16 protein-coding genes are annotated in these 13263 nt (G+C 58.1%); 10 read left to right on the top strand and 6 right to left on the bottom strand.

Going from position 1 to position 13263, the window contains the following annotated elements:
- Positions 1-57: 57 nt before the first annotated feature.
- The 3 genes from XB14_RS33180 (at position 58) to XB14_RS11370 (ending at position 4136) form a co-directional block, all read left to right on the top strand.
- Positions 58-2166: a hypothetical protein gene (locus tag XB14_RS33180; protein WP_179119569.1), complete on the top strand. Its 2109-nt coding sequence runs from the start codon at positions 58-60 to the stop codon at positions 2164-2166.
- Positions 2167-2229: 63 nt separating this feature from the next.
- Complete coding sequence (locus tag XB14_RS11375; protein ID WP_143348328.1) at positions 2230-2469, top strand: hypothetical protein; 240 nt, start codon at positions 2230-2232, stop codon at positions 2467-2469.
- Positions 2470-2546: 77 nt separating this feature from the next.
- A complete protein-coding gene (locus tag XB14_RS11370) occupies positions 2547-4136 on the top strand; it encodes a class I SAM-dependent methyltransferase (RefSeq protein WP_077961632.1) in 1590 nt (529 codons plus the stop codon).
- A gap of 33 nt (positions 4137-4169) precedes the next feature.
- On the opposite strand, the gene XB14_RS11365 is transcribed toward XB14_RS11370, so the two are convergent.
- The 3 genes from XB14_RS11365 to XB14_RS11355 form a co-directional block, all read right to left on the bottom strand.
- Positions 4170-5147, bottom strand: a complete 978-nt coding sequence (locus XB14_RS11365) for a hypothetical protein (protein ID WP_077961631.1) — start codon at positions 5145-5147, stop codon at positions 4170-4172.
- Positions 5148-5234: 87 nt separating this feature from the next.
- Positions 5235-5636: a type II toxin-antitoxin system HicB family antitoxin gene (locus tag XB14_RS11360; RefSeq protein WP_077961970.1), complete on the bottom strand. Its 402-nt coding sequence runs from the start codon at positions 5634-5636 to the stop codon at positions 5235-5237.
- Between the two features lie 5 nt (positions 5637-5641).
- A complete protein-coding gene (locus XB14_RS11355) occupies positions 5642-5830 on the bottom strand; it encodes a type II toxin-antitoxin system HicA family toxin (protein ID WP_077961630.1) in 189 nt (62 codons plus the stop codon).
- A gap of 157 nt (positions 5831-5987) precedes the next feature.
- Here XB14_RS11355 and XB14_RS11350 point away from each other — a divergent pair, with 157 nt between their 5' ends.
- Genes XB14_RS11350 through XB14_RS11335 form a run of 4 tightly spaced genes read left to right on the top strand, consistent with a single transcriptional unit; the run spans position 5988 to position 7702 of the window.
- Complete coding sequence (locus XB14_RS11350; protein WP_077961629.1) at positions 5988-6962, top strand: peptidoglycan-binding protein; 975 nt, start codon at positions 5988-5990, stop codon at positions 6960-6962.
- A complete protein-coding gene (locus tag XB14_RS11345) occupies positions 6962-7207 on the top strand; it encodes a hypothetical protein (RefSeq protein WP_143348327.1) in 246 nt (81 codons plus the stop codon). Before XB14_RS11350 ends, XB14_RS11345 begins: the two co-directional genes overlap by 1 nt.
- Positions 7098-7331: a hypothetical protein gene (locus tag XB14_RS33545; protein ID WP_143348326.1), complete on the top strand. Its 234-nt coding sequence runs from the start codon at positions 7098-7100 to the stop codon at positions 7329-7331. The genes XB14_RS11345 and XB14_RS33545 overlap by 110 nt, the downstream gene beginning before the upstream one ends.
- Positions 7331-7702, top strand: a complete 372-nt coding sequence (locus XB14_RS11335) for a DUF1515 family protein (RefSeq protein WP_077961627.1) — start codon at positions 7331-7333, stop codon at positions 7700-7702. Before XB14_RS33545 ends, XB14_RS11335 begins: the two co-directional genes overlap by 1 nt.
- Before the next feature lie 4 nt (positions 7703-7706).
- On the opposite strand, the gene XB14_RS11330 is transcribed toward XB14_RS11335, so the two are convergent.
- From XB14_RS11330 to XB14_RS11315, 3 genes are all read right to left on the bottom strand, one after another.
- Entirely contained in the window at positions 7707-9185 is a 1479-nt protein-coding gene (locus XB14_RS11330; protein ID WP_077961626.1) for a polysaccharide pyruvyl transferase family protein, read from the bottom strand.
- 447 nt (positions 9186-9632) lie between these two features.
- Complete coding sequence (locus tag XB14_RS11320; protein WP_077961624.1) at positions 9633-9815, bottom strand: hypothetical protein; 183 nt, start codon at positions 9813-9815, stop codon at positions 9633-9635.
- Between the two features lie 266 nt (positions 9816-10081).
- Entirely contained in the window at positions 10082-10264 is a 183-nt protein-coding gene (locus XB14_RS11315) for a hypothetical protein (RefSeq protein ID WP_077961623.1), read from the bottom strand.
- A 183-nt stretch (positions 10265-10447) separates the two neighbouring features.
- Here XB14_RS11315 and XB14_RS11310 point away from each other — a divergent pair, with 183 nt between their 5' ends.
- The 3 genes from XB14_RS11310 (at position 10448) to XB14_RS11300 (ending at position 13120) form a co-directional block, all read left to right on the top strand.
- The gene (locus XB14_RS11310) at positions 10448-10744 is read left to right on the top strand and encodes a hypothetical protein (protein WP_077961622.1); all 297 of its coding nucleotides are present in this window, start codon (positions 10448-10450) and stop codon (positions 10742-10744) included.
- A 202-nt stretch (positions 10745-10946) separates the two neighbouring features.
- Positions 10947-11954 carry a non-homologous end-joining DNA ligase gene (gene ligD, locus XB14_RS11305; protein WP_077961621.1) on the top strand — a complete coding sequence of 336 codons (1008 nt, stop codon included), beginning with the start codon at positions 10947-10949 and terminating at the stop codon, positions 11952-11954.
- Between the two features lie 302 nt (positions 11955-12256).
- The gene (locus XB14_RS11300) at positions 12257-13120 is read left to right on the top strand and encodes a glycosyltransferase family 8 protein (RefSeq protein WP_077961620.1); all 864 of its coding nucleotides are present in this window, start codon (positions 12257-12259) and stop codon (positions 13118-13120) included.
- Positions 13121-13263: the final 143 nt, after the last annotated feature.

Genomic DNA, 13263 nt, shown 5'->3' with positions numbered 1-13263 from the left:
ACCGATCCCCCTTCATTGCTCTGGCCGCGAGCCGGAGCCCTTTCTCATGAGGCAATCATGGTCGAACTAGCGACGACGATCTGGGCCGACGGCCCTTCTTCCAACCCTTATGAACCGAGCAAGGCGCAGATCCGCGAATGGGGGACCTGGGTTGAAGGGGTCATAGGTGCGTTCATCGCAAACGGTGGCCTCATCTACACCAGCAAGGCTTCACTCGACGCTGACCTAGCCCATGCCGCGCACTCCTCCGCTTGGGTTATCGGTGACGCTACCGCCGGCAACAACGGGGTCTACATGAAGGTAGGAGCTTCCGGTGCTGGCTCGTGGACCCGCGTCGCAGACCTCCCGTTCTCTTTCATCATCGCTGCCGATATCGGGACCGGTACCCCGAACGCGATCCAGGCGACGACGAGCATTCCGGTCTCCGGCTCGGCGCTCGTCTGGACGAACATCTTCGAGGCTAACACGGCGAGCCCCGTCACCATCAGCTTCAACGGCGGCGCGCCTCTGACGGTCAAAACGAATTCCGGCAACAATATCGCGGCCGGTGGTCTGGTCGCAGGCATGATCGTCATGGGCATTGCTTCCGGAACCACGTTCCGGCTGATCAGTGATCAGGCGTCCGCGGCGGTCGTAGCGGCGGCGGAAGCCGCGCTCGCTGAGTTCCAAAAATACTATCTCGGCGCGTATGCGGCGGACCCGACGACTGATCCGAACGGAAATCCGCTCGTTGCTGGCGCTTGGTACTTCAATACGACCAGCAACACGTCTCGGATCTACAACGGGTCGGTGTTCTCGCCCGTTCCCGGCATGGACCCCTACGCGAGCGACGCTGAAGCCACTGCTGCCACCGCAACGAACCGCATTATGTCGCCGGCGCGCGTGAAGAAGGCGATCGAGACCGTCAGCCTGACGCTTGATCTCATGAACAACGCTGAGGCTCTTGCCGCCATCATCAATCGCACTGGCCTCACGCCTCAGATGCTCGGAGCACAGGCGGGGGATACCAATCACCGATCTTTCATCCAGGCCGCCTACGACCGTCTCAAGGCAAATGGCGGCGGCACGCTCTGGCTTCCTTCGACCTTCACGTGGAAACTTGGCAGTGGGTTGACGTTCAACAACGGTGCCACCCTTGATCAGAAGATCAACGTGCGCGGGCTTGGCCCTTCGACGCGCGTTGAGTATTCGCCGACCACAGGCACCGCAATCGCGATCGGCGACGGAACGAACCCCGTTGGTTACCTGAGCGTCGAAGATCTCTACATCGTTTCGACCGGCACACGCACCGCCGGCTGGGATATCGAGATCAAGAAGGGCAGCAAGGTGCGGGTGCGCGGGATCCGCACGGATGGGTCATTTGCCGGCATCAACTGCGAATACGTCAATGCAATCGAGCTGGTGGACACGACCATCAATTCTCTTCTCAGTGGCGGCTCCGGCTACCGGTTCTACGCGAACCCGTCAGTTGGTCGCTGCGACGAGATGTATGTCGAGAACATCACCGTCCAAGGGCGCAATAAGGGCATTCAGGGCTTCGTCATCTATGGCGCCGTCAATGTCCTGAAGGGGGATCGCGTCTATCTGCTTGGGGTCGATCGTGGCCTCGACATGGATAGCGATGCCTCTGGGACCGTTCCGTTCAACATCCGTCTTCGGCAGTTTGAGGTCGATCGCGCGATCTCGAATGCCGTTGTGCTGACGAAGGGCAAGGATATCACCTTCGACGAGCCCGACATCGCGAACACGTCGGGGGCCGCCGCTGAACCTCCTGGAGCGGCGCAGGGCGGCAACGATGGCGACGTGTTTACCGCTGGTAATGGCGTGTCGATGCTGCGTGTGAAAAACGGTCGACTGGGCAACGGTCGCCAGCGTGGCATGAACATTGGTGCATCCGACGTGATGGTGGAGAACATGAAGTTCCACGATTTGTCGAAGCAAACGGGTGCGCCTGGGCCGCATCCGATGATCTACCTCGACGCGAACGCTCGCCGAGTCGACATCATTCGAAATCGCTTCTTCGGGTTTTCCCGCTCTACGTATTGTTTTCAGGGCGAGAGCGCTGCCGTCGGCACGGTTGATGGCAACTACTACACCGGCATGGTGAACGGGTTCTCCTCCTATGGAGGGTCATCCATCGTCTTCAACAACAACCGGAGTTTCTAAGCTAGACTTGCGTTCGCAGCCCACTCGGTATTATCACGGTGAGCGAACGCAAGGATCTATGCCATGAACCGCCGTCCAATGAAGATCAGCGCCGACCGGAACTCTCCATATTGGTTCCACGGTATCACGCAGTTCACGCCGTACCTTAACGGCGAGCGCCTGAATGATGTTCTCTTCGCGGATGAAGAGGAAGGCTTTGTGGACGTCCAGGTCCTGCGGAACGGGGAACTGGTTTCCGAACGGCGACACGGTCACGTTGAGATTCGGCCTGCTGCACGCCTGAATTTAGTACACAGCCGGTAGTTTTGCGGCTGGTGCTGCCTTGCAAAGTGATTGTCAGTTGGTCTAAGCCTCTGGCGTCGAATTTGCGAGGAGCCTGAATGCGCGAGCCTGCTGACTATGCGTTTCTTGGTAACGGTGTCGGTATTACGCGCACCCACCGCGGCCACCGATTTTTCGTTTCCACTGACGACCTAGGAATTACTCCCCACATCATCATGGATGGGGTTTGGGAGCAGGCAATCGAATCTTCAATCAGGTCGCTTCTCAGCGAGGGAGATACGGTTGTCGAGGTCGGCTGCAACATGGGTTACCACACCCTGGCCATGTGCGACAAAATCGGTCGCTCCGGTAAGCTGTATGGGTTCGAAGCGAACCCGAAGGTTTTCGATCTTTTGGCGTTGACGGTCGACTACAACAGCTTCAAGCCGATCACAGAGTTGCACAACATAGCCGTCACTGATCGTGAAGGTGAGGCTCGTTTCGGTTTTCGGCCAAAGCTCATTGGAACTGGCAGTCTCGTGCCAACAAAAAGCATGGAGACCGCACCTGAGTTCATTACCGTACCCACGCGTCGCTTGGACGACGTTCTCAGGGATCTGCCCAAGATCGACCTTTTGCGAATGGATGCAGAAGGATCTGAGCCCCTGATTATCCGTGGTGCCCGCGACTTGCTCGGGCGATCGCCCAATGTTCGCATTGTGCTCGAATGGTCACCAGGCATGATGTCCGCCGCGGTGAATGTCGCAGAGTTTGTTGGCGAACTCGAGGCGATGGGGCTTAAGGCTTGGCGTATCGACGGCGAAGCGGTGTTTACTCCGCTGCAGCTGTCAGAGCTTGAAAACCTAACCCACTGTGAACTGGCTTTTTGCCGCAATGATATTCTTCAGTCCCAGGGGAGGGTGGTTGACACCGCTGCCCCGGCTGCAATTGGAGCTCCACAGCATATGATGAATCTGCCCCCGCGCCGCGATGACATGAAGTGCAAGCTGTGTGGCTCGCATGCGACGTACAAGTTCGGGTTGCCGTACAACAAGCGCGCCAACCATCCGATCCCCGATGAACCGGACGATTGCTGGTACTACCAGTGCGACAACTGCAATTTCCTCTTCACGGATTGCATCGACCACAACAAAGACCATACCGAGATCTACGACGAGACCTATTGGCATAACCAGGACCCGGACTGGTACGGCCGTGTCACTGAGACATTCCGCCTCGTTGCCCTTGCGAACGAACTGCTAAAAACGCGGCTCGACCAAGCTGAGATTCTTGATTTCGGATCTGGCATCGGCGGCTTTATCGAGATGGGGCGCCGGTCGCTGAATCTCAACGTGTGGGGCACCGACATCATCCCTCCAAAGGTCGGCAAGGATTACTTCCTGCCGGATCTTGGCGACCGGAAGTTCGACATCATCACGGCCTGTGAGGTCATCGAGCATATCCCGAATCCGCGCGAAATTTTCGACTACATCCGTAAGCACCTTAAGTCGCCGGGCGTCTTCGCCTTCCAGACGGCTCAGTGGGATCCAGAGGCGCTTGATCGCAACTGGTGGTATCTCGGCCCGCACAATGGGCACATCTCGCTGTACAGCCGCGAAGGCTTTACGCATGTCTTCAAGGAAATGGGCGGCGTCGAACGGCGTCTCTGGAATGACTATCCGGGCGTTCAGGCCTGGCTCTTCAAGTAAGTTAAATCGAGGCGCCGTTATCGGCGCCTCTTTTTATGCCGGATCCAGGGTCACGCCGCGAAAAATTAGTTTCGTGTAGAGCGGTCTTCCGGTCGTCCAAACCCGGAACTCAACTGGTGCATCCTTCTTAACGTGGTCGAACTGCAACTGAGCGACGTTCATTCCCTGATCGCGCAATGTTGACACGCCAAACGTGGTCTGTTGGACCACGTCTCCATTTACCGTTACGTCAATTTTGACTTCCGGCCCCCACGTCGAGCCTTCCGCTTGGATCTGCAAGTGGAAGTAGGCGATGTAGCTGCCAGCACCGACCTTTTGATATGGGCCGAATATGATGCACATGTTCGTGTTGGAGAAGTCAGACGAGATGACGCCAACCCCACGAGTTTTGAGCGGTGTGTGGAAAGCCTCGGCAGGAATCTGCCACGCTTGATCGCTGAAAGTGGGCGGGGCGGAAGTGCTTGCGACTTCGGCCATTCGACCGGCGTAAACGCTGGCAATGTGTCCGACGCCAGCCTTCAGGTTCTCTCTAATCGCCTCGTGCAGATCTTTCTCGCCGCGGTCAGAGTCTCTATCAAGCCAAACTGTGGCGCCCGTCTCTTTGGGAAATGCCTCGACGATCTCTCGAACCATCGCATTGAGTGCGTCGCGCTGCGCCTCGTTGATCTTTTTGTCCGCGTAGAGATCATCAAGCTTGTCGTGCCAGCGCGAGGCAGCACGAAGTGCGCCCATCAGGTAGGCGTGCCTCCGGTCATCAGCTTCGAGCAGGATCTCTTTAGCTCCGATTAGGTTCGGAGGTACGAAGCCGACGAAAGGCAAATAGGATTTAGGCGACCCAGGCTCGGGCATCTCCATGAAGTCTGTAATCTTGATTGCGGCCACTCTTGGGGTTGCCGGCTCCGCCTCTTTTGGGCGGGGCAAGTCTTCGCGCACGTCAGCCTTTTCTGTCTTGCGCTTGAAAAAATCAAACAACGGACGCGCCTCATTCTCTGGTTTCTGGCTCTCCGCCAACCTCTACCGGCTATCCCTCCATTCAGCAATCTTGTGGCGCGCGCGCTAGGCAAAGAAAAACCCGAGGGAAGCCTCGGGTTTGTGATGTCACGCCGCCTCGAGTTCCATTTCTCGTTTAGCGGCCTTTGCCAGGAAACCCGATCGGGTCAGTCCGTGAGCCTCGGCAAAGGCGTCGATCTGCTGAAGGACATCTTCAGGCAAAGTGACGTTTACGCGGACCGATTTTTTCGCCTCAGTCTTGAGTGCTACTAGTATGGCAACGCCCTCTTTATTCTCAGGATCGGCCATCACGGCATCCAAAGATGAAGGTTCGGGAATTGCCTCACCATCAGCGACTAGGCCGTCGATATGCAGCGCCAAAGCTTCTTCAGCCATAGCGCGCGCATCGTCGAGGCTGGTGCCGGCGGTTACAACACCTGGAAAGTCAGGAAAGGACACACCGAAATCGCTGTCGGCGTCCTTATGGATCAGCCCGATATAATTGCGCATGGTCATTACCTCAGTTTCAGTCCGGATTGCTTTTCTATGCTCTTCAGCGTCCCGATTGGGATATCTCGCTTAGGGTGTGGGACGGTTACACGACCTGGCTTTGTAGGGTGTTTGAATTGGACATGGCTGCCTCTTCGATCAACCTCAAACCATCCATCGGCCATTAATTCGGAAATGATGTCGCCACTCTTCATGGGTGCTCTTATACACACTGGTGTGTATTGCAGTCAACAAAATGTTGAGTTTCGTTTGTACACGCATTGCATTCCATTAGCGTTTTTCCGGCGTTTCGCTTCGTATTAGCGCCGGTTGACGCGCATTAGAACCTCTCCCAACAATCAGGAGTAACCGATGAGCGCCATCACCGCTCAGCAGGTTCGCGATGCCTCGAAGGGCAAAGTGAACGAGAGCAACCTCGCGTCCGTGCTCATGGCGCTGGACAAATACGGCAGCAAGTTTGGCATGGATCGGCCGCACCGGCTCGCCCAGTACTTCGCCCAGCTGATGCATGAGAGCGGGGACTTCAAGTACGATCGCGAGATATGGGGCCCGACGTCGGCGCAGCAGCGCTACGACACCCGTACCGATCTCGGCAACACGCCGGAGAAGGACGGCGACGGCTACCTCTACCGCGGCCGTACCGGCATGCAGTTGACCGGCAAGGAAAACTATCGCCAGTTCCGGGATTGGTGCCGCGCCGCCGGCCTCGATTGCCCTGACTTCGTCAAGGATCCGGATGCGGTCAACACCGATCCTTGGGAAGGGCTCGTGCCCCTGTTCTATTGGGACACTCGTGGCCTCAATCGGTGGGCGGACGAGGGCGACGCCGAGACCATCACGAAGAAGATCAACGGCGGCAAGAACGGCTTGGCCGATCGCTTTGACCGCCTGGCGCGGGTCTCGCTCGTTCTCCTCGGATATCGGGCCGACAATGTCCGGCAGTTCCAAGCTGAACAACGCCTCGACGTGGACGGCGACGTCGGCCCGAAGACGCGTTCCGCCATGCATAAGGCTCTGGTCGCACTCACCCCGGGCGAGGCTGCCAGGCCTGAGGTCAAGGCGGCGCCGGTCACCGAGGAGAAGCCGGTACCGGTTCCAGTCCCGGTGACGCCGCCAAGCCTCGATGCGCCGTGGTGGAAGTCGAAAGAGGTCATCGTCCCGGCCGTCAGCGGCGGCGGCGCGTCGATCCTCACTGCGATCGGCGGCATACCATGGCAGAACCTGTTGATCCTACTCCTCGCGCTCGGCGCCATCGCCGGCTTCCTCTACTGGCGGAAGAACGCCGACCGGAAGGCCGTGGCGAAGCAGGTCGAGAGGATGGCGTGATGCTGATCCCCTGGTCGAAACTCATCGGCGGCGTGCTCGTGCTCGCCGCTATCACCTGGCTCGTCGTAGAGATCCGCCGGGATGCAACCGAAGACTACAAATCCTCGATCGAAAGGCAGAACAATGCGAGCGGTGATGCGGCGAGCGATGCTCGCAGTGACTTTGACCTATGCCTCGATCGGGGCGGCGTGTGGGACTACGGCGCCGGCAAGTGTCGACGGTCTGCGGCGGGTCGTCGGAACTGACCTCATCGGCGCGCGAGGGGCGACGCCGGAAGATCAGCGGAAAATTGACCGGACCGCCGTGGGCATCTGCGCTGCAGCGATCTGGACAAAGGCGGAATGCCAGAGGCATGGGGAACGGGGATAATGGCACCATCTGAAGATGCGGCAGTGCATCGCCAGCTCGGCGAGTTGGTGGCGGGAATGAGGAGCCTGCAAGAATCGATCCGGCGGCTAGAAGAAGGTTCGATGCGGGCAGAAGATAAGGCGGCGACGAGCCGTGCCGCCGTGCATCAACGCATGGATCAGCTCGTCGACCGTGTCGGGCACGTCGAGGCGTCAGTCGCCACGATCGGTGAGGATGTTTCGGAGATGAAGCCAGTCACCGACGACGTGAAACGGTGGAAGCTGATGGGCATCGGCGCACTTGGCGTCACCGGCATCGCCGCGATGGCGCTCGGCGTGAGCTTCGCCGAGGCCATCAGGCGGGTCGTGTTCGTGATTATTGGGAAGGGGTGAAAGTTTACAGAGCTCTCAGCCTCACCCCTGAAAAGGCAACGTTGAGTTGGCCAGAATGGCCGAAGCCCTCAATACGGAACTCGATGTCGTGCTTGTCGCGTTCGTGATCGAACTCTATCCGCACAATCCGGCGATTGGTCAGGAGGTCGCTGAGCCGAATGCGGTCCGCGGCGAGCACCTCCCCGGATACAGCAACATCAAACGTCATTTCCGAATCGAGAGAGCCGGCCCGTCCCCAATACTCAAGGTCGAATACCACCTCGTATCTTCCCCGCGGCAGGCGCTTGTAAGGCCCGAAAACCACATGCTTTCCGATGCCCTCAAGCGGAAAAACGATCCGCTCGTCCTTGTTGCTCCCCGCATTTGCCCTGAAATGTTCTGCGGTCAGAAAAATGACGTCACCGGCCGCCATCCTCGCGATATGGCCTGGGTTGACAATGACATTGCCAGGCGAAGGTTGTCTCTTCGCAATGCGCTTGAGCGATGTGGCCAGACGGTCCACCGTCGCGGACCTGAAACGATCAACGATCGGGCGTGGATCGATGTGCGTACCTTTTTCGACCAGCGCTTGCGCAGCGTCCAAAATCTCATCCTGCGAATGCCAGAACAGGTTCAACTTGGTCAGGCCGCACGTCATCAACGGCGTCAGAAGATCGGAGCGTCCGTCGATCGCAAGATGAAGGGTCGGCACGTTGCGCAAGACGGCGCACACCGTCGCGTGCACTCTTGTGGAGATCAGCGTCCCTACGCTTCCGCAAGCCTCGTAAAACTCAGAGACCGTTCGCGGCAATACGAGGTTGGTTATGCCCAAGGCTTTCGCCCATTCGACGTCGACGGGCTCCTGGCAGATCACCAGAGCATCTGGGTACTTGGCCAATAGAGATTGATAAAGCTCGCCGAGCTCGAACTGAAGGCGTGACTTTTGCGCCTGGTCGAATTTGGTTTCCGGGTGGGCGAGCGATACGCCAATTCGATACTTCTTGCTGGCGGGCGGAGCTACTGCGAAATGCGAGGGGCAAAGGCCCAGCGTTGCATCAAGGCCCAGGAGGTCAAGGAAGTGCCAGCTTAGCGGATCGCGCGTGACATAAGTTACGTCCGACTGCGCCGCGTAGTACCAGTTGTTGTAATACTCCGACGCCATGTTTGCCGCGACGGACAACCTATTCACATGCAACGCATAGCCTGTCCCGCACCCAACGTTGATGGCCCGAGTTGAGGGGAAGCGGTGTCTGAGCATTGCCCACGCCTGATCGTCCATCGAGGCGCGATCCGTTGCAGCAAACTGAGGCATGCCGGCATAGACCAGCAAATCCGCACGCTCACTGGGATCGGGCAAGCCGAACTGCTTTCTGTTGACGTAAGTGCGCGTGAACTGGCCCAGATGGTCAACAATCGTGTCAACGCCGGCGTGGATTAGGTGATCCCCGACATTCCAATTGTAGCCATCAAAAGGCTCTTCCCGCAGAACGAATGCTTTTTTCATGTGCCGGCGACTCCTTCGATCGGCGACACAATAGGTTTCAAAGGATGCGGGTCAAGCCTGACCACATCTCCGTTCACCGGTTCGCCCAGCTTTGGCGCCTACGATTTCAGCCACGTCTGCAGAGCCAGTTTGACGTCGAAAAAGGACGGTCCCCAGTATATAACGGCGAAAACGCAAAGGATTAAGAGCGGTATCCTTATCACGGCATATCGCGCGACCAGATTATATAAGTCACGCAGAATATTAAACGGCAGAATGACGGCTGTAAGAAGCGACATTGAGACAATAAATAAGGGATAGCTCAAATATCTTGCAATCATGAACCCTCGTCCAAAAGTTATTCGAATCAGCGTCCTTTTAGGTTCGCAAGATTGCGCAAATAAGACGAAATTTTGCACCGCAAGATATGTGGGGGTTTGGTCGTCCCTGCGGACCATGCTGGACAGTTCAATGCATTGCGACTGTATCCGTCTTCGTCCACCCGCGGCGGTAAGCCTCATCGGCAATCTCCGACCATAGCGGGTCCTCGTTCCGATCAATCCAGGAGATGCAGATGGCGACGGCTGCCAGGCAGAGCGTGCGCAGTTCTTCATCGGTCATTTTGGTGACATCTGGACGTCTGATTTCCATGACATGTCCTCCGTTGTAGATCGGAGGAGGCTATGACGAGACCCGCCGCGGCCGTAAGGGACAAAAGTGTTCACGCGAAAACCTAAAGGGTCCCGAAAAGGAATGGCCTCGTCCGGGGCTTGACGAGGCCATAAGCGCCTATCGAGAAGACTTCACTTCCGGAGGGATTGTGAAGGTGTCACCCTGATCGGGGGTTCAGGGTCTCCACAAAGCTAAAAACGCTCACGTCGTGTTTGGGTTCCGGGAATCAGCGTAAAAAAACGCTCCTACGTCGCCACCCCAGTTACGGGGTTCACCTCGGGTTTTTCGCTCGTGTCCTTGGCGCCAGGAGGCTGAACGGTTGGCGGGGCGATCGACTCCTCGTCGCGGTGCTTCTCGCGGCCGGCGGGTTGATGGATGTCTTTCGGCTTCGCCTGCTCAGGCGTTGCATTGGTGTCCTTGGTTGCCATTGCGACACTCCTTCCGCAAAGAAAAAAGATGGCCCCGAAAGGCGACTGACGAGGCCACAAGGTTCCGGTATCAAACATAGGTCCGGAGGGGATTGGCAACCAGACCCGGTCCATAAACCACCGCCGGCGAAATGGGTTCCTTGGACCGCTTGATTTTCTAGCGCGTCTTATCACACTGAGAATATGACCGAGCCCTACCAGCCCCGCTACCAGTGGCGGCGCACCGAACTGGACGCCAACGACCCGCCGACCGACTTTGACTGGCTCGGCTTCGACGGCATCGGTTACATAGGCCGCATCCGGAAAGAGGCCGGCGGCCCGACGGCTGGTCGCTGGAACTGGGCCGGGTCTGTCCCCCGGACCTTTAAAGGATCGCCACCCACGCCGAACCAGGGCTATTGCGACACCGCGCGCGAGGCGACGGAGATGGTCGAGACCTATTGGGATTGGTGCCTGGCAAGGATGTGTCCCCGGAAATGACCCTGCCATTCACGACAGGGCCATCCGAGCGCGCGTGCTATAAGCCATCGAGCCCCAGCTAAACCGCCAGAGCCCGCCCATAATCCTGCAGCCAGCAGGTTACAGGCCGGTTCAGAACCTACGCGTTCGGCAGATGTTCCGGAGCGCCTCAAATCTACGGCTGGCGATTGCAGCGTTTTGCGCGTTCGTGCGTTAATGCGTGATGGCTAAAACAGCGAAGAAAGCACGTCCACCAGCGCCGCCCGCCGATCCGATGCCGCGGCGGGTCGAGCCATGTGTCGCGACCCTCGTCGACAAGCCGCCGAAAGGCCCGGAGTGGGCCTTTGAGGTGAAGTGGGACGGGTATCGTTTGGCCCTCTACATACAGGGAGGAAACGTCCGCGCCATTACCCGCGGCGGGTATGACTGGACAAAGAAATTTCCGGCGATCGTCGCCGGCGCGCGGGAGCTCGCTGTCAAGTCGGCCATCATTGACGGGGAGGCTGTTGTACTCGACGACCAGGGCCGTTCGGACTTCGGTTTGTTGCAAAGGTCACTTGGGCGCAAGCCGACGACGGTCAACGGAGACGCGATAAGCTTCTACGCGTTCGATCTTCTGTATCTCAACGGCCAAGATCTCCGGCGACTTCTTCAAAGCGAGCGGCGCGGAATGCTTGAGGGGATCGTATCGGACGCTGGCGCAATATGGTTGTCGCAGGAGGTTGATGCAGACGGCGAAGATTTCTTCCGTGCCGCTTGCGAGCTCGGGCTCGAAGGCATCATCGCGAAGCGTCGGGACAAGCCCTATCACTCCGGACGCCGGCCGGAATGGCTCAAGATCAAATGCGCACGCCGCGACACCTTCGTGATCGTCGGCTATGAGCCATCGACGATGCCAGGCGCAATCGGCCGCCTTCTGCTGGCAGCGCGGAAGGGCGACGGACTCGTCTACGTCGGCGGGTGCGGAACGGGATGGAGCAACAAGGAATCGGCGCAGCTTCGTGAACTGCTCGACGCGATCCCGGCAAGCCGGCCGCCGGTGGCGCTGAAGCGGAAGGGCGCAATCTTCGCGCAGCCGCTACTCGTCGCCACCGTCGAGTATCGCGCGTGGACGCAAGATGGTAAGCTTCGGCATCCTTCGTTCAAGGGGATTCAGCAGCGAGACGACGGCAAGCTTCCGCTTTTTAGCATTGATGCGGATGCAAGCTCGGGACACAGAGTCCCGAAATAATTCCCGAAGTAAGCCTATTGACGAGGCACAAACGCCTGCGCTACATGCGGTTGCAGAGAGTAGACAACTCTCCTGGGGGTCAAGGGGTCGTGGGTTCGAATCCCGCCGCTCCGACCATTTTTCTTTTGGGGTTTTGAAGCCAACAGCCCCAAGGATCCAAGCCTATTGCCCCCAAGGATCCGTGGAATTTCGTTCTCCCTTCATCTTTTCGATTAGCGCCTGAGCGTTTTGGCGGCCTTCCCCTGAGGGATGGGCGGGTAGCGGGCCATCGTCTTGATAGCCTTGTGAGAGTGGGGGGCTTCATGCTTGCAGAAACTGACGTGCCGACTTTGTCTTTGAGCGAGTGTTTTGTCGTCACTTCCATCGACCGCAGGTTTGTCGAGTTTGCTGGAGTGATGTTGCATACCCTGGCCCTGAACGGCGACGTCGATGATGCCAACGTCGTCGTCTTCTGTGATGGATTGACCTCCAAGGATAAATCGCATCTGAGAATGTGCGGCGGGCAGCTCCGCTTGACGCTGTTCGAGTTGTCGGAAAAGACGCTTCGACAATTTGACGGGCTGAAGACCAACAGCAACTGGAGCCGGTCGATTTATACCCGGCTTATCTTGCCGGACCTCCTTGGCTGCAAGGAGGGGCGGCTAATCTATCTCGACGCCGATACGATCGTGGTCGACAGTCTGCGTCCGTTGATGACGCTGGAAATGGCCGGCATGCCGGTGGCTGCAGTGGGCGGCGTTTCCAAGCGGGACACTTCGCGTCTGAAGCTTCCGGACGGAACGAAAACTATGAATTCCGGCGTTCTGCTGATTAATGTCCGGGAATGGTTGAGCAGGGGTCTGTCGAAGCGCTGCCTTGAGATCGTTCGCTCACAGGCCGCAAGGCTGAAATTTTTTGATCAGGACGCATTGAACATCGCGCTCGTCGGGCAATTTGCTTCCCTCGATCGCCGCTGGAATGTGATTTTGCATTCGCACGCCGATGATCCCGCAATCATTCATTTCACGCACGACAAGCCCAACTCCGTTCGTTGCCAGCACCCCGCCCAGCCCCTGTATTTGCAGTACCGGCAAGCGACGCCTTGGGCGAAAAAGCCTCTCAAGTCGCGCTGGCACAAGAGGATCAGTCGATTGGCGAACTCTGTTCGAAGACTCTTCGGCCGCTGAAGCTGCGGATTAGAGTCCCGGAAAAATCCCGAACAGCCAGTTGATTGGTTTCCCTCGGCGTGCGCCTGCCTGCTTCGAGATTGATGCAGTCCACGCCTCGTTGCTTGCGCCGCGGAAAAAACATCGCTCATCGGAAATCGCTA

The sequence above is a fragment of the Ensifer adhaerens genome (assembly GCF_002007205.1).
GTDB classification, from domain to species: Bacteria; Pseudomonadota; Alphaproteobacteria; order Rhizobiales; family Rhizobiaceae; genus Ensifer; species Ensifer adhaerens_D.
This window is presented reverse-complemented; position numbering and strand designations above follow the sequence as displayed.

What these genes read in the sequence shown, in the direction of transcription:
- XB14_RS33180 (WP_179119569.1), top strand. Translation starts at nt 58, where the DNA reads ATGGTCGAACTAGCGACGACGATCTGGGCCGACGGCCCTTCTTCCAAC.
- XB14_RS11375 (WP_143348328.1), top strand. Translation starts at nt 2,230, where the DNA reads ATGAACCGCCGTCCAATGAAGATCAGCGCCGACCGGAACTCTCCATAT.
- XB14_RS11370 (WP_077961632.1), top strand. Translation starts at nt 2,547, where the DNA reads ATGCGCGAGCCTGCTGACTATGCGTTTCTTGGTAACGGTGTCGGTATT.
- XB14_RS11360 (WP_077961970.1), bottom strand. Translation starts at nt 5,636, where the DNA reads ATGCGCAATTATATCGGGCTGATCCATAAGGACGCCGACAGCGATTTC.
- XB14_RS11355 (WP_077961630.1), bottom strand. Translation starts at nt 5,830, where the DNA reads ATGAAGAGTGGCGACATCATTTCCGAATTAATGGCCGATGGATGGTTT.
- XB14_RS11350 (WP_077961629.1), top strand. Translation starts at nt 5,988, where the DNA reads ATGAGCGCCATCACCGCTCAGCAGGTTCGCGATGCCTCGAAGGGCAAA.
- XB14_RS11345 (WP_143348327.1), top strand. Translation starts at nt 6,962, where the DNA reads ATGCTGATCCCCTGGTCGAAACTCATCGGCGGCGTGCTCGTGCTCGCC.
- XB14_RS33545 (WP_143348326.1), top strand. Translation starts at nt 7,098, where the DNA reads ATGCGGCGAGCGATGCTCGCAGTGACTTTGACCTATGCCTCGATCGGG.
- XB14_RS11335 (WP_077961627.1), top strand. Translation starts at nt 7,331, where the DNA reads ATGGCACCATCTGAAGATGCGGCAGTGCATCGCCAGCTCGGCGAGTTG.
- XB14_RS11330 (WP_077961626.1), bottom strand. Translation starts at nt 9,185, where the DNA reads ATGAAAAAAGCATTCGTTCTGCGGGAAGAGCCTTTTGATGGCTACAAT.
- XB14_RS11320 (WP_077961624.1), bottom strand. Translation starts at nt 9,815, where the DNA reads ATGGAAATCAGACGTCCAGATGTCACCAAAATGACCGATGAAGAACTG.
- XB14_RS11315 (WP_077961623.1), bottom strand. Translation starts at nt 10,264, where the DNA reads ATGGCAACCAAGGACACCAATGCAACGCCTGAGCAGGCGAAGCCGAAA.
- XB14_RS11310 (WP_077961622.1), top strand. Translation starts at nt 10,448, where the DNA reads ATGACCGAGCCCTACCAGCCCCGCTACCAGTGGCGGCGCACCGAACTG.
- ligD (WP_077961621.1), top strand. Translation starts at nt 10,947, where the DNA reads ATGGCTAAAACAGCGAAGAAAGCACGTCCACCAGCGCCGCCCGCCGAT.
- XB14_RS11300 (WP_077961620.1), top strand. Translation starts at nt 12,257, where the DNA reads ATGCTTGCAGAAACTGACGTGCCGACTTTGTCTTTGAGCGAGTGTTTT.